This is a genomic window from Agromyces sp. NPDC056965 (genome assembly GCF_042673425.1).
Lineage (GTDB): Bacteria > Actinomycetota > Actinomycetes > Actinomycetales > Microbacteriaceae > Agromyces.
In genome coordinates this window covers 18925-37001 of record NZ_JBHURI010000009.1, presented here as the reverse complement: position 1 = coordinate 37001, position 18077 = coordinate 18925, and the positions used below count along the sequence as shown (strand labels likewise).

Genomic DNA, 18077 nt, shown 5'->3' with positions numbered 1-18077 from the left:
TTCGCCTACGTTCGTCGTGACGATCGAAGGGAGGACACGTGAACATCCAATTGCTGCTCGCCTGCTGGGCGATGATGACGTTCATGGTGCTCGTGCCCGGCCCCGACTGGGCGTACGTCATCGCCTCCGGCCTCCGCGACCGCAGCATCCTGCCGGCACTCGGCGGAATCCTCATCGGCTACCTCGCCGCGGTGGTCGCGGTCGCGGTCGGCGTCGGCGCAGCGGTGGCGGCGATGCCGTGGGTGCTCGTCGGCCTCACCTTCACGGCTGCGGCGTACCTGCTGTATCTCGGCGTTCGCGTGCTGATCGAGCCGCCCGCCGCGGTCGCGGGGGCGTCGGGTGGTGCCGAGACGCGGCCGTGGCTCCGCGTCGTGCAGGGCGCAGGCGTCAGCGGCCTGAACCCGAAGGGACTGCTCGTGCTCGTCGTGCTGCTGCCGCAGTTCACGGATGCCGCCGGCGCCTGGCCGATCCCGGTGCAGCTCGCGGTGCTCGGCCTCATCTTCGTCGGCAGCTGCGCGCTCGTCTACTCCGCGGTCGGAATGGGCGCCAAGACGGTGCTGCGTGCACGGCCGTCGGCCATGCGACTCGTCTCGCGTATCTCAGGCGCCGCGATGGTCGTGCTCGCCGTGGTGCTCGTCGTCGAGCAGTTGTCGCACCTGCTCGGCTGAGCGCCGCTCGCCGGGGGACGGATCAGGCGATCTCGGGGTCGACGTCGATGAGCACCTTGCCGACGGTGCCCGCCTCGACGGCGTCGTGCGCCTCGGCCGTGCGCTCGAGCGGGAAGCGGGTGATCGGCAGGCCGGCGTCCTCGCCGACGGGCAGCGCGCCGTCGGCGAGTGCACGGCCGATGTCCTCGGCGGCAGCCGAGAGGGCGTCCTGGCCGACGGTGTAGAGCAGCAGGAACTGGTAGCGCACGTTGAGCGCGAAGTGACGGCGCACGTCGAGCGTCATCTCGGCGCCGCCGTCGGTCGCGTACACGGCGATCGACCCGTGGTTCGCGATGACCTTCGCGTTGAGCCCGGCATTGCGGGCGGGCGAGACCTCGACGATCTGGTCGACGCCGTGCGGGGCGATGGCGCGGATCGCGGCCGCGGCGTCGTCGGTGCGGTAGTTCACGACGTGGTGGGCTCCGGCAGCGGTCGCGAGGGCGGCCTTCTCGGGCGAGCTCACGGTCGTGATGACCGTCGCTCCCGACCAGCGGGCGAGCTGGATGGCCGCGTGCCCGACGGCGCCGGCGCCACCGGCGACGAGCACCGTTCGGCCGGCGAGCGCGCCGGGGCCGAGGCGGGACGGACCCGTCTCGGAGACGGTGAGCGCGCGGTGCGCGGTCATCGCCGGCACGCCGAGGGAGGCGCCGAGGTCGAAGCTCGCGGCATCCGGCAGGGGCGCCACGTGCTCGGCCGAGAGCACCGCGAACTGCTGCGCGGTGCCGGAGGGTCGTTCGTGCGCGGCGAGATAGGCCCAGACCCGGTCGCCGACCGCGAACCCGGTCACGCCGGGGCCGACGGCGTCGACGACGCCGGCGCCGTCCTGGTTCGGCACGACCTCCGGGAACGGCGTTGCCCCGCCCGGCCGTGCACCGGCCCGCGCCTTCCAGTCGGTCGGGTTGACGCCCGACACGGCGATGCGCACACGCACCTCACCGTCGCCCGGTTCGGGCGTCTCCCGCTCGACGAGGTGCAGCACGGACGAGTCCCCGGTCTTGGCGTACGCGATCGCTCTCATGCAGTTGGCAACGCGGCGAGCGCCGAGAACCTTCCGATCCCGCCCCGTGATCGGCGCAGCGCTGCGACGTGCCCCTAGAATCCGGGCATGCGCATCGTCGTCTCGGGTACCCACGCCAGCGGCAAGACGACGCTCATCGACGACCTGCTCGCCGTGCACGGCGACTACGAGCGGTGGGGCGATCCGTTCGAGTTCGTCGACGACGCGCTCGACGAGCCGGATGCCTCGACGTTCTTCGAACAGCTGGTCTCGAGCGCACGGAGGCTGGCGGCGGCGGATGCCACGGGGCATCCGATCATCGCCGAGCGCGGGCCGATCGACTTCCTCGCCTACCTCGCCGCGCTCGTCGAGTTGCGGCGCGGCGGCCGCTCGGAGGCGCTGCTCGATCGCGGATTCGGAATCGGCGCGACGGCGATGCGGCACGTCGACCTGCTCGTGGTGCTGCCGCTCGCGCATCGCGACGCGATCCGCATCGGCGACGACGAGGACCCGGAGCTGCGCGAGGCGATGAACGACGCGCTGCTCGAACTGTGCGACGACCCCGACCTGGTCGGCGAAGGGACTCGGGTCATCGAGGTGAGCGGCGACCGAGCCGCCCGAGTGGCGGCGGTCGAGGCGGCACTCGCCGAGTACGGCTGAACGGTACCGGCGCCCGTCACACGAGTTGCTCGACGTAGCGGTGCTGCCTGATGACCGTGCCGGCGAGGTCGTACTTCAGCCAGCTCCCGAGCTCCGTGAAGAAGCTGTGCGAGAACCAGGCGTCGGGGTTGGCCCAGTGCAGCACGACCGGATGGTGCGGAAGCCTGTTCTGGTCGAATCGCTGCGAACTCCCGTTGACGAGGCCGTCGGCGAGCACGACGTGATCGAGCCGGGTCCGCATCACGACGGTGCGGCCCACGTGCGCGCGGATCGCTTCCCACTGCTCGTCCGGCCGCGGGAGGGCGGGGGTGTGCATGAGCACGAGCATGCGGATGCGCTCGCCGTTCGCCGCCGCGGTCAGTGCGACGTTGCCGCCGTGGCTGTGGGCGAAGACGGTGTCGAACGGCGGGAGGGTGAGCGCGTTCCTCCAGATCGGGAGCTCGGCCGAGCCGACGTCCCGGGCGAACTGCGAGTGCCCGCCGCTCCACGTGTAGTAGTCGCTCTCGTCGTAGAGGTTCGGGGTCGAGACGGCGCGGATGTGACGGTGCAGCGGCTCGCCCGGCGCGTACCAGGGGTCCGCGGTCACCTGCGCCCACGTGCCGTGGATGGCGAGGCTCACCTCTGCGGCGGCGAAGGTCGTCGGAGCGCTCCCGCCCGTCGGTGAGCGCGTCGGCTGCGCCGGTTCCGTCCCGCCGCCGTCGCTTCGGCGCAACGCGGTGTTCGCGATCGCGGCCACGTGCTCGTCGGCCGAGGTGGTCGCGGCGGCGAGCACCTCGTCGGCCGCCTCCAGCGCGCCGTTGCTGAATGCACGGAGTGCGGCCGCAGCGGCGACGCGCTCGAGCTCGTGCTCGCTGCCGCGCGCGTGATTCAGCAGGGCGAGCAGCGACGGCACCGAGTGGGTCAGCTCGACGTTGTGCCAGAGCGCGAGTTCGTCGTCGGCTCGAGGCGGTGCCCCGCCCTGCCAGTCGCGGGCGTCGGATGCCCCGTGGTCCTGCAGCGCGAAGCGGGTGAGCCGGTCGAGGTTCGACTGGTCGCTCCAGAGCAGGTCGCCTTCGGTCGCCGGAACCACGAACGGCACGCCGAGCGCCTCGGCGTCATCGCGCACATCGGCGGTCTGCTCCGGCGATCCGAAGGCCGCGGTGCCCATCGAGAGGAAGTGGCCGGCCCGGCTGCTGACGGCGCCCGGGGGATCGCCCTCGAACGCCGCGGCGCCGAACACGGGCGCGAATCGTTCGTCGGGTGCAGGTCTCGGTGGTTGCGCGTCGCCCATGGTTCCTCCCGCCGACGCCGGCTTCGGCCTCCCGCCGGCGTCCCGACGGCTCGAGTGCGAGTCTGCTCCTCGTGCCGGCGGCGCACCACCCCGGCGGCACCCCCATATCGGGCGCCGGATCCATTCGGGCGGAATGCGCCGCGGCCACCGTTCGCGCAGGCGGCGTCGGTAGAGTTGGCCGCGGCTCGAGGCATCCGTCTCGCCGAACCCTTCACCTCTTCACCGCTAGGACACCCGTGAGCCTGATCCGCCTGAACGACGTCAGCATCGAGTTCGACGGGCGACCCGTGCTGAAGGAGGCCTTCTTGAAGCTCAAGCAGGGCGACCGGGTCGGGCTCATCGGCAAGAACGGAACCGGCAAGACGAGCCTGCTCGAGGTCGTGCTCGGGCGGCGCGAACCGAGTGGCGGCACACGCGACGTCACGCTCGGCACCACGATCGGGTACTTCTCGCAGTTCTCCGAGCTCGACGGCGAGCAGAGCATTCAGCAGATCCTGAGCGGGCACTTCGCGCAGGTGCACGAGACCCAGGCCCGCCTCGACGAGATCGGCATGGCACTGGCCGAGCCGATGGCGGATGACGCGATGACGCGGCTGCTCACCGAGCAGGGCGAGCTCTTCGAGCGTATGGACCACATCGGCGGCTGGACCTACGAGACCACGATCGACACGGTGCTCACCCGACTCGGCTTCGATGACGAGCGCCGCGCCCTGTCGGTCGGCCGGCTGTCGGGCGGCTGGCGCAACCGCGCCGCCCTCGCGCAGATCCTCGTGCAGTCGCCCGACGTGCTGCTGCTCGACGAGCCGACGAACTTCCTCGACCTCGACGGCGTGAAGTGGATCGAGAACTGGCTCTCGGGGTTCGCGGGCGCGGTGCTCGTCGTGTCGCACGACCGGCAGTTCCTCGACGGGGTGGTCACCCGCATCATCGAGCTCGAGAACTACCGCCTGCAGGAGTACGAGGGCGACTACTCGGCCTATGTGCACGCGAAGCAGTCGCGCCTCAAGATGCTCGAGAAGCAGTTCGCGCACGAGGAGGAGCTGCTCGCCTACGAGCAGGCCGCGTCGGCCGCACGCCGCGAGGCCGCCCGCAACCCGTCGAACGCGGTCGCACGCCGGCTCGCCGACATCAAGAAGCGGCAGGCCCCGCGCCCGATCGACCAGATCATCACCGGCATCTACGAGGGGCTGCGGGTCTCGAACGACCTGCTCACCGTGACGGGGCTGGCGAAGGGCTTCGGCGGTGCGCCGCTGTTCGAGGGCCTCTCGTTCGACCTGCGCCGCGGCGACCGGGTCGCGGTGCTCGGCTCGAACGGCTCGGGCAAGTCGACGCTGCTCGACGTGCTGACCGGCGAGACCGAGGCCGACTTCGGCACGGTGCGCTGGGCCAAGGGCGCCAGGTACGTCTCGTACAACCGGGTCTACGCCGAGCTCGACCTGGAGGACACCGTCGGGCATGCGGTGAACGCCTACCCCGACTCGCTCGCGTTCACCGCGACGAAGAAGAGCGTGAACCGGTTCCTCGCGATGCTGCAGTTCTCGGAGGCCGACCTGAAGCAGAAGATCGGCACGCTCTCGGGCGGGCAGCGCGCGCGTGTCGCGATCGCGCAGTGCCTGCTCTCGGGGGCCGCGGTGATCGTGCTCGACGAGCCGACGAACCACCTCGACATCACCTCGACGCAGGTCATGGAGCGGGCGCTGACCCACTTCCCGGGCGCGGTCATCGTGGTCAGCCACGACCGGTTCTTCGTCGACAAGCTCGCCGACCGGCTGCTCGTCTTCGACGGCACGCCTCGCGTGCTCGAGACGGCGGCGACCGGGGCGCTCTGAGCGCTGTCGTTCCGAGGGCCCGTGCCCTCAGCACGGGGACTGCGGGCGGTCAGGCGGGCTGCGCCGCCCGGCGCCGTTCGAGCCCCTCGAGCAGCAGGTCGAGCCCGAACTCGAACTCGGTCTGGTCGTCGCACCAGCCGAGCGTCGACTCTGGATCGTCGTGCACCACGTCGGCGAGCATCGCGGCGAGGTGCGGGGCGAGCATGGCGAGCTGCGCGAGTTCGACCGGTGCCGGGGCGGCCCCGTCGTCGCTGAGCTCCTGCACGTAGCCGTACATCCGGCTGCCGACGGCGTGCAGTGAGTGGTGGATGAGGTCGTGCGACATGCCGCCGGCCCGCATGATGCCGACGACGCCGTCGACGTGGCGCATCGCGTTCGGCCCCGAGGCGCCGCGCGCGTTCATGACGTTCGGCAGCCACGGATGCCGCAGCAGCACGCGCCTCGCACCGAGGATGCGTTCGCGGAGTGCCGACGCCCAGCTCGCGGCATCCGTCGCCGGGGGCGGCGCGAACCCGCCGACCTCGCGCTCGATCTCGGCGAAGACGACCTCGACGAGCCCATCGAGGATCGCGTCCTTGTTCGGCAGGTGGTAGTAGATCGACATCGCCTCGACGCCGAGCTGCTCGGCGAGCGCGCGCATCGTGAGCGCCTCGATGCCGTCGCGGTCGGCCACCAGGAGCGCGGCCTGCAGCACGCTCTCGCGAGTCAGTTGGGGACGTGCGAGGGACCGTTGCGGCATGCCTTCACCTTACAACGTCAGGCAATCGTCCTCGGGGACTGGACGCGGTGTGGTCGAGCGCGTATCTTACGCCGTAAGTCTTACAATGTAAGGGAGCTGCACATGTCCACCGAATCACTCCAGCCGGCGGCATCCGCCACCGTCACGACGATGCGCGCCGCCGTCGCAGCGCGCTTCGGCGGGCCAGAGGTCGTGCAGGTCGCCGAGGTGCCGAGGCCCGAGCCGGGGCCCGGGGAACTCCTCGTGCGCGTGCACGCGTCGACCGTGAGCATCGCCGACCACCGGTTGCGGAGCCGCGACGTGCCGCGCGGACTCGGGCTCGCCGTCGGGCCGGTCATCGGCGTGTTCCGCCCCAGGAAGCCCGTGCTCGGTATGGATGCCGCCGGCGTCGTCGAGCGCATCGGCGAGGGCGTCACCCGATTCGCGGCCGGCGACGAGGTCATCGTGATGCGCGGTGCACGCATGGGCTGCCACGCGGAGTTCGTCGTCATCGACGCCGAGGGCGACGTCGCGCCGAAGCCCGCGAACCTCTCATTCGACGAGGCCGCCGCGATCGTGTTCGGCGGTCACACCGCCCTGCGCTACCTCGACGTGGTCGCGATCGGGCCCGGCAGCCGGGTGCTCGTGAACGGCGCCTCGGGGGCGGTGGGCACGGCGGTCGTGCAGCTCGCGTCGGCCAGGGGCGCGCACGTGACCGCCGTGACGAGCGGACGGAACGCCGATCTCGTGCGCTCCCTCGGCGCGAGCGAGGTCGTCGACTACACGCGTGAGGACTTCGCGGCGGTCGGCCGGTCGGACGCCCGCACCGACGGGCTGCCCGACCGCCCGCGCTACGACGTGATCGTGGAGTGCGTCGGCAACGCGCCGTTCGGCCGCGTCGCCCACCTGCTCCGTCCGGGCGGGGCGCTCCTGCTCGTCATCGCCGACCTGTCCGGCATGCTGCTCTCCGGCGTGCAGTCGCGCCGGAGCGGCCTCGTGGTCGACCACCGCGGCACCTCGATGGGGCGGGCGGGCATGGAACGGCTCACGGCGCTCGCCGAATCCGGCGCACTGCGGCCGGTCATCGATCGCACCTTCGACCTCGACGAGATCGTCGAGGCCCATCGCTACGTCGACACCGGGCGCAAGCGGGGGAGCGTGGTGCTCCGCATCGGGTGAGGCGGAGGTACGGCCGGCGGCCTCAGCGGGTCGCGCGTTCGAGCAGCTCGAGGATGTGCACGTACGGCTCGCCGGTCGCGCGCGTCATGCCGATCTCGCACGTGCGGTTGCACGAGGCGTGCGCGTCGAAGTCGCGTTCGGCCAGTTCCGCCGCCTCGGCCGCGGTCGCCGACGCCGTCAGCTCGGGGTGCAGCATGCCGCGGTCGCCCGCGAAGGCGCAGCAGCCCCACGCATCCGGAACCACCGCGTCGACGGCCACCGCGCTCGCGAGCTGTCGCAAGTGGTCGTTCGAACCGAGCCGGGTGCTCGAACAGGTCGGGTGCAGCGCGAGCGAGTCGAGGCGCTCGCCGACGTCGAGGGCGGGCAGCAGTCGCTCGGCCGCGAAGTCGACGGCGTCGACGATGCGGAGCGAGACGGGAGCACCGTCGAGCTCCCCGACGTTCTCGAGCGCGTGCACGAGGCCCTCGGTGCACGAGGAGTTGTCGCAGACGATCGGCAGGCGCCCGCCGTCGGCGGCGGCGAGGAGCGCCCGCGCGGTCTTCTCGATCGCGGTGGCGTAGCCGGCCGCGAGGCCCTTCGACTTCCACGGCGTGCCGCAGCACAGCCCGTCGATGCCGTCGGGCGTGACGAGTTCGACTCCGGCGCGCTCGCAGAGCAGGCGGAACGCGGATGCCGCGCCGATGCCGTCACCCTCGGGGCCGAACATCGAGCCGACGCAGGCCGAGAAGAAGACCACGTCGCCTGTGGCCGCCGAGGCGTGGGCGCGCCTGGCCCCGCCGCGCGGCAGGTCGGCCGTCCACTGCGGCACGACGTCGGTGCCGAGCACAGCGCGTCCGGCCGCGCTCGCCGCGATGGCGATCGGCGGCACGGCCTTCGCGGCGGTGAGCGCGACGGCGGCACCCCGCGTCACCGGCCCCCAGATCTTCGCGAGGCCCGCGGCGATCGTGCGGGTGGGGGCGTTCGGCTCGCGCAGGCGCCGCACGAGGTCGCCGGTGTTGATCATCACGGGGCACGCGGTCTGGCACATGCCGTCGGCGGCGCACGTCTCGACCGAGGCGTAGTCCTCTGCTGCGGCGAGGCGGGCGTCGAGCGCGGTGTCGCCGGCCGCTCGCGCCGCGGCCCGCGCCCTGCGCACCGCGATGCGCTGGCGCGGGGTGATCGTGACGTCCTTGCTCGGGCAGACCGGCTCGCAGTAGCCGCACTCGACGCAGCGGTCGACCTCGGATTCGACCTCGGGCGTGAGCTTCAGGTGCTCGAGGTGGGCGGTCGGCGAGTCGGTGAGCAGCACGCCGGGGTTCAGCACGCCCGCGGGGTCGCAGAGCGCCTTGACCTCGCGCATGACGGCGTAGAGCTCGGCGCCGAACTGGCGCTCGACGAAGGGCGCCATGATCCGGCCGGTGCCGTGCTCGGCCTTCAGGGTTCCGCCGGCGCCGAGCACGAGGTCGACGAGCTCCTCGGTGAAGCGCTCCTGCCGGAGGATCGCGTCGGCCGCGGTGAAGTCCTCGGTGAGGAGGAAGTGGATGTTGCCGTCCTTCGCGTGCCCGAAGATGACCGCGTCGTCGTAGCCGTGGCGATCGAAGAGGGTCTGGAGCGCCGCGCACGTCGCGGCCAGTCGCTCCACGGGCACGGCGATGTCCTCGAGCAACGCGGTGGTCCCGGGCCGGCGCGCACCGGCGATCGCCGCATAGAGGCCCTTGCGGAAGTGCCAGAGGCGGGCACGCTCCTTCGGATCGCGGGTGACGTCGAGCGCGGGTGCGCCGGCGGCGGCGAGGGCGGCGCCGGCGACGGCGAGCTGCGCGGCGAGGTCGTCGTCGTCGCGGCCGTGGTACTCCACGAGCAGGGCGGCGTGCCCGTCGATCACGACGTCGTCGATGATGCCGGATGCCGCGGGGTCGGCCTGGATCACGCGGAGCGACGCGGCATCCATCAGCTCGAGGGTGGCGGCGCCCGTCTCGACGAGCACCGGGAGGATGCCGGTCGCCGCGTCGAGCGTCGGGAAGAAGACGAGCGCCGTCGCGATGCTCGATGCGATCGGCACGGTGTCGAAGACCGCCTCGGCGACGAAGCCGAGCGTGCCCTCGCTGCCCACCATGAGGTGCGCGAGGATCTCGACCGGTTCGGTGAAGTCGAGGAAGGAGTTCAGGCCGTAGCCCATCGTGTTCTTGCCGCGGTACTGCCGCTCGATCTCTGCGCGCAGGTCGGCCCGGCCCTGCACGAGGTCGCGGAGGCGCGCGAGTCCGGCGTGCAGCGCGGGCTCGGCGGCGGCGAGCCGTCGGTCGGCATCGGGCAGCGAGGTGTCGACGATCGTGCCGCTCGGCAGCGCGAAGGTGAGCGAGGCGAGCGTGCGGTAGCTGTTGTGGTGCGTGCCGCAGGCCATGCCGCTCGAGTTGTTCGCGATCACGCCGCCGATCGTCGCGGCGATCTCGCTGGCCGGGTCGGGTCCGAGCTTCCGGCCATGACGGAGGAGTCGTGCGTTGACCTGCCGCACCGTCGCGCCGGGCTGCACGCGCACGCGGTCGCCGCCCGACTCGGGCTGGATGCGGCGGAACGCGGTGCGCGTGTCGAGCAGGATGCCCTCGGTCGAGGCCTGGCCCGACAGGCTCGTGCCGCCCGAGCGCACCGTGACCCCGAGCCCGGTCTCCGCCGCGAAGCGGAGCACGGCGGCGACCTGCTCGAGGTCGCGCGGCGTGACCACCGCCGAAGGCGTCAGCAGCACGTGCGAGGCGTCGACGCCCGCGACGATGCGATCGAACTCGGCGACCGAGACATCCGCGGCGGTCGAGCCGCGCCCCGGGGCCGCCGAACCGGAAGCCGGTGCCGTCGAGCCGAGCACCCGCTCGAGCTCGGCGGCGAGACGGGCGTCGCCGGGGTCGACGGCGGAGCGGTGGGCGGTGGCTGACACGGTCATGCGATGCGGCTTCCTGTGACTGCTGCGCTGGCGGTGCGAACGCGGATCGCCGAGAGGGCGGCGACCACGAGGCAGATGACGGCGGTCGCGACGAAGGTCGCGGGGGCGGTGGGATCGTCGGTGAGGAACAGGATCGCGGCGGGCACGAAGCTGCCGCCCGCGGCGCCGCAGGCCACGAGCACCCCGGTCGCCTGCGCAGCTTCGTCGTCGTCGAGGCGGTCGAGCGCGAGGCCCACCGTGAGCGCGTAGGTCGGGGCGAGGGCGACGACCGCGACGGCGATCGCGACGAGTCCGAAGGCGGGAGCCGTCGGGGTCACCACGGCGGCGACGCCGAGCACTACCGCTGCGGTGAGCGTGCCGCCGAGCAGCGCCCGCCGGGTCGAGACGCCGCTGCGCAGCATGGCCGAGGAGGCGAACCGGCCGACGGCCATGAGCCCCCAGAACACCGAGGTGCCGATCGCCGCCGCCGCGGGGTCGACCCGCAGCAGTTCGGCGGGGATCACGGCCGACCACCCGGCGAACACGGTCTCGACGCCGACGTAGAGGGGGAGTGCGACCGCGAGGGGCAGGAGCGCCAGCACGCTCGCACGACGGAGGCCGCGCCGGCGCCCCCGCGCTCCGCGCACCGGTGCTGCGGTGCCGCGAGCGCCCACGACCAGCGCGACGGCCGCGGCGGACTGCGCGACGGCGACCACGAGGAGCACGAGCGAGGGCCGCTCGATGCCGGCGGCGAGCGCGACGAGGAGCGGCGTGAGTGCCGCGGTGACCGCGACCGTCGCGGTGAGCGCGGTGAGGATGGCGGCGGTCGACGAGGTCGAGGCGGCCTTCGAGGCGACGCTCGCGGATGCCTCGGTGAGCCCGAACCCGAGGCCGGCGAGGGCGGCGAAGGCGACGAACGCCGGCGCGGTGCCGGCGAGGGCGCCGCCGCAGAGCGCGACGGCCTGCACGAGGCATCCGATCGCCGCGAGGTGCAGCGCACGCACGCGACGCAGTACGAGTCCCGAGGCGAGCACGCCGGCGAGCAGGCCGCCGAAGAGGGCCGGGATGGCCGAGACGACGGATGCCCCGACGCTCTGCTCGACCGACGGGAGCACGGCGGGGATGGCCGCCGCGGTCGCGCCCATGCCGGCGAACGCGGCGAAGAGCCCTCGGATCGCCGGGGTCACGGGCGGCGCGCGCGGAGGTGGTGCACTGCCGCGTAGGTGTTGCGGATCGCCTCCATCGACTGGTCGTAGCTCGCCTGCGCGACGCCGATGAAGACGCAGTCGACGACCATGAGCTGCGCGATGCGGCTGCCGAGCGCACCCGAGCGGAACCCGGTCTCGCGGGCGGCGGTGGTGAGCACGATGTCGGCCTGCTCGGCGAGCGGGGCGTGGTCGTGGTTGGTGATCGCGATCGTCGTGGCGCCCGCGGCGCGGGCGATCGCGAGGTACTCGATGGTGTCGACGGTGCCGCCGCTGTGCGAGACCGCGATCGCGACGGCGCCGGGGCGGAGCGTCGCCGCCGAGGTCCATGCCGCGTGCGGGTCCGACCAGTTGAGCGCGGTGCGGCCGATGCGCGTGAGCTTCTGCTGCAGGTCGAGTCCGACGAACGAGCTCGCCCCGACCCCGAAGATGTCGATGCGGGCAGACGCGCCGACCGCGTCGACCGCGGCCTGCAGGGCGACGATGTCGAGCACCTTCGCCGTGTCGGCGATCGAGAGCGTCTCGGCCATCGAGACCTTCGCCACGATGTCGTCGAGCGTGTCGTCGCGGTCGATGTCGCCCGAGATCTCGGGAAGGCCGGCCGTCTCGAACGTCTCGCGTGCGACGTCGCGGAGCACGTCCATGCGGAGGTCCTTGAAGTGCTCGTATCCCATGCGCTTGCAGAAGCGCACGACCGAGGTCGTCGAGGTGTCGCAGCGGGCCGCGAGCTCGGCGATCGAGAGTTCGGCGATCATCGCGGGCTCCGACACGAACAGCGAGGCGATGCGCTGCTCGCTCGGGCGCAGCTCGGGCAGGATGGCGCGGATGCGCACGAGCACGGGGCGCTGGCCGGGCTCATCGGCCCTGGGCTCGTGAGTGGGCATCAGCTCTCCTCGTCGACGACACTCGATGCCCCAACGGGGCGGTGCTGACAACAATAGAAGAAATTTTGTTACACGCCTAGCTGATGTGATGTACTTTTGTGACCCACTGAGATCATCGATGCTCTTCGAGCCGGCGCACACAGCGCAGTACCACCCGGACGAGGCAGCACCTAGCCCTGAGGAGTTCCCCCATGAACGGAGGCAACCGCGGTGCACGCGGCGCCCTCGCAGCCGTCGGCCTGGCAGCGGCCGTCGCCCTGACGATCACCGGCTGCAGCTCGGCGAAGCCCGCGCCCACCGATGCCGGTGCAGCAGGCGGCTCGCTCGTCGTCGGCGTCACGAGCGACCCCGACACGCTCTTCCCCTGGAAGGCCACGCAGTTCCAGGCCGTCAACGTGCTGCAGAACCTGTACGGCACCCTCACCGAGTTCGACGCCGACCTGAACGTCGTGCCCGGGCTCGCCGAGTCGTGGGAGGCGTCGGAGGACGGCCTGACCGTGACCTTCAAGCTCCGCGAGGGCGTGACCTTCGCCGACGGCTCGACCTTCGGCTCCGAAGACGTGAAGTTCTCGCTCGAGGCCATCCAGGCCGAGGCGACCGCGGCCGTCTCGCGCACCTCGCTCGCGTCGGTCGCCGGCATCGAGGCGCCCGACGAGCAGACCGTCGTGCTCACGCTCAGCGCGCCCGACGCCGCCCTGCCGGCGAACCTCGCCGTCATCAACATGGCGATGCTCTCGTCCGATGACACCGAGGCCGAGCTGAACACGACGCCGAACGGCACTGGGCCCTTCGTGCTCGAGGACCGCAAGGCCAGCCAGTCGCTGACGCTCGCCAAGAACGACGCCTACTGGGGCGACGCCGCCAAGCTCGACACGGTCGAGTTCCGCGTCATCCCCGACGAGTCCTCGATCGTCTCGGCGATGCAGTCGGGCAACGTGCAGCTCGCGGTGTTCGACGACCCGCTCGTCGCGCAGACCGCAGAGAGCGGCACCGTCTCGATCGAGAAGACCCCGCAGCTCAGCTACCACGCGCTGCAGCTGAACGCCCGTCGCGGCGACCTCGCCGACGTCAACGTGCGCCTCGCGATCCAGTGCGCCGTCGACCGCCAGGAGGTGCTCGACACCGCCGCCCTCGGCGAGGGCGAGGTGACCGGCCCGATCACGTCGCCGGCCTACCGCTCCGACGCCGACGCCCGCCCCTGCCCCGAGCGCGACCTCGACAAGGCCGCCGACTACCTCGACAAGGCCGGCAAGTCCGACGGCGTGACGATCAAGACGATCGTCTCGCAGGGCGAGTACGCCACGAGCGTCAACGAGGCGCAGAACCTCAAGGCGCAGCTCGCCGAGGCGAACATCACCCTCGAGCTCGAGGTGCTCGAGTCGGGCGCCTTCGTCGACCGCTGGATCGCCGCCGACTTCGACGCCGCGGTCGCCCTCAATGGCGGACGCCCCGACCCCGACGGCATGTACGGTCGCTACTTCACGAGCACGGGCAACCTGAACCAGGTCGCCGGGTACAGCTCGCCCGAGCTCGACGCGCTGTTCGCCGAGGGCAAGCAGAGCTCCGACCCCGATGAGCGCAAGGACATCTACGCGCAGATCTCGGAGAACCTCGAAGACAACGCCGCGTGGATCTGGCTCTTCACGAGCTACTCGTACACGGCAGCCGCATCCGAGGTGCAGGGCTTCACGCCCATGGCCAACGGATCGCTGCAGTACCTCCGCACCACGACGGTCAACTAAGACCCCGAACGGCGCGGCGTCCCACACATGCGCCGCGCCGTTCGGCTCAACCCACGGAAGACCATGCTTCGACGACTCTTCAGGAACCCGGTGCTCCGGCGCATCCTCGCCGCACTGGCGACGCTGCTCGGCGTGGCGGTGTTCGTCTTCATCATGTTGCGGGCGATCCCCGGCAACCAGATCACGGCGGGCCTCGGCACCGAGGCCGCGGCACTCACCCCGGCCCAGCAACAGCAGCTCGAGGCGTACTACGGCCTCGACCAGCCGCTCATCGTGCAGTTCTTCAGCTGGCTCGGCAACATCTTCACCGGCAACCTCGGCTTCTCGGCCCGCGCGCAGCAGAGCGTGCTCGAGCTGACGGCGCAGTCGCTGCCGGTCACCATCGAGCTGGCGATCTTCTCCATCGTGCTCGCGCTCCTCATCGGCATCCCGCTCGGCATGCTGTCGGCGTCGAAGCCCGACTCGCCCCGCGACGCCTTCGGCCAGGTCGTCGGCCTCGCCGGTCTCTCGATCCCCGCCTTCCTGCTCGCGACGACGCTGCTCGCAGTGCTCGCGTCGAGCCTCGGGTTCAACCCGAACGGCGAGGGCTACGCCTACTTCCTCGACAACCCGTGGCTGAACCTGCAGCAGATGCTGCTGCCGTCGATCGTGCTCGGCTTCGGCATCGCCGCTCCGATCATGCGCACGACGCGCACCGCCGTGCTCGAGATTCGGTCGAACGACTTCATCCGCACGGCGAAGGCCAAGGGGGTGCCGCCCCGCCGCCTCCAGGCCAAGCACGTGCTCGGCAACGCGCTCGTCCCGATCGTCACGATGACCGGCCTGCAGTTCGGCTACCTGCTCGGCGGCGCCGTCGTCGTCGAGCAGATCTTCTCGCTGCCGGGCATCGGCCGCCAGGTGCTGCTCGGCATCCAGCAGAAGGAGTACGCGCTCGTGCAGAGCACCGTGCTGATCATCGCGCTCTCGTTCGTGATCGTGAACCTGCTGACCGATGTGCTCTACCGCATGATCGACCCGAGGGTGCGTGCCGCATGACCGACATCACTCAGACCGCGACCCTCGCTCCCGGCGGCGGACGGACCATGGAGCGCGTTCGCCTCCTCCTCCGCAGCCGGAGCGGCCTCGTCGGCCTCATCATCGTCATCGTGCTGGGCGTGCTCAGCCTGCTCTCGGCGTTCGGCCTGCTGCCCTACGACCCGATCGCGCAGGACCCGCCGGCCCGGCTCCAGCCGCCGTCGGCCGAGCACTGGTTCGGCACCGACCAGTTCGGCCGCGACGTGTTCTCCCGGGTCGCGGCGGGTGTCGCCAACTCGGCGCTCATCTCGCTCGTCGCGGTGGCGTTCGCCACGCTCGTCGGCACCTTCTGCGGCCTCGTCGCGGGCTTCTACCGCGGCGTCTCCGACGGCGTGATCTCGGGCGTGACGAACGTGCTGTTCGCGTTCCCGCCGCTCCTGCTCGCACTGTCGCTCGCCTCGGTGTTCGATCGCAACTGGTTCACCATCGCCGTGGCCATCGCGATCGTGTACGTGCCGATCTTCATCCGCGTGACCCGTGGACCGGTGCTCTCGCTCCGCGAGATCGAGTACGTGAAGGCCGCAACGAGCACGGGGCAGAGCCGCGCGATGGTGATGTTCCGCCACGTGCTGCCCAACATCACCTCGATCATCATCGTGCAGGTGACGCTGTCGCTCTCGTGGGCGGTGCTGACCGAGGCATCCCTGAGCTTCCTCGGCCTCGGCACCCCGCCGCCGGCTCCGTCGCTCGGCTCCATGATCTTCGAGGCGCGCACCCTCATCGGCATCGCACCGTGGACCATGATCGCGCCCGGCGCGGTCGTCGTCCTCCTCGTCGTCGGACTGAACCTCCTCGGAGACGGACTCCGCGACGCACTCGACCCCAGAAACAGAGGAAAGAAATGAGCACGCTCGACGACGACCTGGCGAACCTCGCCACCGAGGCGAGCAACCCGCGCTACGCGGAGCTCGACCGCATGAGCGTCGCGGAGATCGCCGCGGCCATGAACGAGGCCGACGCGACGGTGCCCGGCGCCGTCAACCGCGCCCTGCCGCAGATCGTTCCGGCGATCGAGGCCGCGAGCGAGCGGATGTCGCGTGGCGGGCGTCTCGTCTACGTCGGTGCGGGCACGCCCGGCCGCATCGCCGTGGTCGACGCCTCGGAGTGCCCGCCGACGTTCAGCACGCCGCCCGAGCTGGTCTTCGCGATCATGGCCGGCGGCGCCTCCGCCATCGTCACCCCGACCGAGGGCGCAGAGGACGACGCTGACGCCGGTGCCGCCGCGGTCGACGCGGCGAACATCGGGCCGCTCGACACGGTGATCGGCATCGCCTCGAGCGGTCGCACGCCGTACGTCATCGCGGCCATCGAGCGGGCGCGCGGGCTCGGCGCCCTCACGGTCGGCCTCTCGTGCAACGTCGACACGGCGCTGAGCGCCGCCGCCGAGTTCCCCATCGAGGTGGCCGTCGGCCCTGAGGTCCTGACGGGCTCGACCCGGCTGAAGGCCGGCACGGCGCAGAAGCTCGTGCTCAACATGTTCTCGACGATCGTGATGGTGCGGCAGGGCAAGACCTACGGCAGCTTCATGGTCGATCTGAAGCCCACGAACCACAAGCTCCGCGACCGCGCGGTGCGCATGGTGGCCGAGATCGCCGGGGTGACGCGCGAGCAGGCGGAGTCGACGCTCGAGGGCAACGACTACGACGTGAAGTCCTCGGTGCTGGTGCTCGCCCGCGGTCTCTCGCAGGCCGAGGCCGAGGCGCGCCTCGCGGCGTCCGGCGGCCGGCTCCGGCCCGCGATGGAAGGTGCATGATGCGCGTCCTCGGCATGATCTCCGGCACCTCGCACGACGGCATCGACGTCGCCGTCGTCGAGTTCACGGAGCGCGACGGCGTGCTCTCGGGGCAGGTTCTGCACGACGCGACGACCTCGTACGCGCCCGCGCTGCGGGAGCGGCTGATCGCCGCACTGCCGCCCGCGCAGACGACGCTCGCCGAGGTGTGCGAGCTCGACACGCTCATCGGCCAGGCGTTCGCCGATGCCGCCCTCGCCGCGCGCGACGCCGTCGGCGGTGTCGACGCGGTCACCTCGCACGGCCAGACGGTCTACCACTGGGTCGACGGCGCGCACGCGCTCGGCACCCTCCAGATCGGCCAGCCGGCGTGGATCGCCGAACTCCTCGGCGTGCCGGTGGTCTCCGACGTGCGCATCCGCGACATCGTCGCTGGCGGCCATGGCGCCCCGCTCGTCTCCTTCCTCGACGAGCTGCTGCTCCGCGGACGCTCGGGCGTCTCGGCCGCGCTGAACCTCGGCGGCATCTCGAACATGACCGTCGTCGGCGAGGGCTCGCTCGTCGCCTACGACATCGGCCCGTCGAACGCGCTCGTCGACGCGGTCGTGGTCGACGAGGGCCTGAACGACCTCGGCTACGACGACGACGCCCGCATCGCGTCGAGCGGCACCGTCGACGAGGAGCTCCTCGCGCTGCTCCTCGCCGACCCGTACTACGCGCTGACGGCGCCGAAGAGCACGGGCAAGGAGCACTTCCACCTCGCCTACGTGCGCGACGCCGAGGCCCGTCTCGGCCGGTCGATCGAGGTCGCCGACCTCGTGCGCACCCTCACCGAGCTCACGGTGCAGACGGTCGCCCGCGACGTGCGGGCGGCGGGCATCGGCTTCCTCGCGGCCTCGGGCGGCGGATGCCGCAATCCGCTGATCCTCGACGGGCTCCGCGCGGCGCTCCCCGAGGTCGAGGTCGTGCTCGCCGACGAACTCGGTGCGCCCGCCGACAGCAAGGAGGCCATCGCCTTCGCGCTCATCGGCTGGTGCACCCTGCACGGCATCCCGGCGACGGTTCCCGGCGGCACGGGTGCCCGCGCCCCGCGCATCCTCGGCACGATCACGCCGGGCGACGGCCCGCTCGTGCTGCCGCAGCCGGTCGACGGCCTGCGCTCGCTCGTGCTCGAGGCGGGTCGCTGAACCGTG

15 protein-coding genes are annotated in these 18077 nt (G+C 71.7%); 9 read left to right on the top strand and 6 right to left on the bottom strand.

Annotated elements, in window-relative coordinates:
• Positions 1–38: 38 nt before the first annotated feature.
• Positions 39–668 (top strand): LysE family translocator, encoded by a 630-nt coding sequence (locus ACFTQE_RS03880; protein ID WP_376923820.1) that lies wholly within the window; start codon positions 39–41, stop codon positions 666–668.
• A 22-nt stretch (positions 669–690) separates the two neighbouring features.
• Here ACFTQE_RS03880 and ACFTQE_RS03875 read toward each other — a convergent pair whose 3' ends face one another.
• Entirely contained in the window at positions 691–1725 is a 1035-nt protein-coding gene (locus ACFTQE_RS03875; protein ID WP_376923819.1) for an NADPH:quinone reductase, read from the bottom strand.
• Positions 1726–1812: 87 nt separating this feature from the next.
• On the opposite strand from ACFTQE_RS03875, the gene ACFTQE_RS03870 reads away from it, so the two are divergent.
• Complete coding sequence (locus tag ACFTQE_RS03870) at positions 1813–2364, top strand: AAA family ATPase (protein ID WP_376923818.1); 552 nt, start codon at positions 1813–1815, stop codon at positions 2362–2364.
• 16 nt (positions 2365–2380) lie between these two features.
• Here ACFTQE_RS03870 and ACFTQE_RS03865 read toward each other — a convergent pair whose 3' ends face one another.
• Positions 2381–3634 (bottom strand): hypothetical protein, encoded by a 1254-nt coding sequence (locus ACFTQE_RS03865; protein WP_376923817.1) that lies wholly within the window; start codon positions 3632–3634, stop codon positions 2381–2383.
• Positions 3635–3870: 236 nt separating this feature from the next.
• Between ACFTQE_RS03865 and ACFTQE_RS03860 the strand changes: the two genes are divergently transcribed.
• Positions 3871–5463, top strand: a complete 1593-nt coding sequence (locus ACFTQE_RS03860; RefSeq protein WP_376923816.1) for an ABC-F family ATP-binding cassette domain-containing protein — start codon at positions 3871–3873, stop codon at positions 5461–5463.
• Positions 5464–5512: 49 nt separating this feature from the next.
• Here ACFTQE_RS03860 and ACFTQE_RS03855 read toward each other — a convergent pair whose 3' ends face one another.
• Positions 5513–6202: a TetR/AcrR family transcriptional regulator gene (locus ACFTQE_RS03855; protein ID WP_376923815.1), complete on the bottom strand. Its 690-nt coding sequence runs from the start codon at positions 6200–6202 to the stop codon at positions 5513–5515.
• A 102-nt stretch (positions 6203–6304) separates the two neighbouring features.
• Here ACFTQE_RS03855 and ACFTQE_RS03850 point away from each other — a divergent pair, with 102 nt between their 5' ends.
• Entirely contained in the window at positions 6305–7360 is a 1056-nt protein-coding gene (locus ACFTQE_RS03850) for an NAD(P)-dependent alcohol dehydrogenase (RefSeq protein WP_376923814.1), read from the top strand.
• 22 nt (positions 7361–7382) lie between these two features.
• Here ACFTQE_RS03850 and ACFTQE_RS03845 read toward each other — a convergent pair whose 3' ends face one another.
• The 3 genes from ACFTQE_RS03845 to ACFTQE_RS03835 are packed head-to-tail and all read right to left on the bottom strand — an operon-like array spanning position 7383 to position 12336.
• On the bottom strand, positions 7383–10268 hold the full coding sequence (locus ACFTQE_RS03845) for an FAD-binding and (Fe-S)-binding domain-containing protein (RefSeq protein ID WP_376923813.1): 2886 nt from the start codon (positions 10266–10268) through the stop codon (positions 7383–7385).
• Positions 10265–11434 (bottom strand): MFS transporter, encoded by a 1170-nt coding sequence (locus ACFTQE_RS03840; protein WP_376923812.1) that lies wholly within the window; start codon positions 11432–11434, stop codon positions 10265–10267. The genes ACFTQE_RS03845 and ACFTQE_RS03840 overlap by 4 nt, the downstream gene beginning before the upstream one ends.
• Positions 11431–12336, bottom strand: a complete 906-nt coding sequence (locus tag ACFTQE_RS03835) for a MurR/RpiR family transcriptional regulator (protein ID WP_376923811.1) — start codon at positions 12334–12336, stop codon at positions 11431–11433. Before ACFTQE_RS03835 ends, ACFTQE_RS03840 begins: the two co-directional genes overlap by 4 nt.
• Before the next feature lie 191 nt (positions 12337–12527).
• Here ACFTQE_RS03835 and ACFTQE_RS03830 point away from each other — a divergent pair, with 191 nt between their 5' ends.
• The 5 genes from ACFTQE_RS03830 (at position 12528) to ACFTQE_RS03810 (ending at position 18071) form a co-directional block, all read left to right on the top strand.
• A complete protein-coding gene (locus ACFTQE_RS03830; protein ID WP_376923810.1) occupies positions 12528–14078 on the top strand; it encodes an ABC transporter substrate-binding protein in 1551 nt (516 codons plus the stop codon).
• A 63-nt stretch (positions 14079–14141) separates the two neighbouring features.
• Positions 14142–15113: an ABC transporter permease gene (locus ACFTQE_RS03825; RefSeq protein ID WP_375838109.1), complete on the top strand. Its 972-nt coding sequence runs from the start codon at positions 14142–14144 to the stop codon at positions 15111–15113.
• Positions 15110–15997: an ABC transporter permease gene (locus ACFTQE_RS03820; RefSeq protein ID WP_376923809.1), complete on the top strand. Its 888-nt coding sequence runs from the start codon at positions 15110–15112 to the stop codon at positions 15995–15997. The genes ACFTQE_RS03825 and ACFTQE_RS03820 overlap by 4 nt, the downstream gene beginning before the upstream one ends.
• Complete coding sequence (gene murQ, locus ACFTQE_RS03815) at positions 15994–16905, top strand: N-acetylmuramic acid 6-phosphate etherase (protein ID WP_376923808.1); 912 nt, start codon at positions 15994–15996, stop codon at positions 16903–16905. The genes ACFTQE_RS03820 and murQ overlap by 4 nt, the downstream gene beginning before the upstream one ends.
• Entirely contained in the window at positions 16902–18071 is a 1170-nt protein-coding gene (locus tag ACFTQE_RS03810; RefSeq protein ID WP_376923807.1) for an anhydro-N-acetylmuramic acid kinase, read from the top strand. The genes murQ and ACFTQE_RS03810 overlap by 4 nt, the downstream gene beginning before the upstream one ends.
• The last annotated feature ends 6 nt before the right edge of the window (positions 18072–18077 follow it).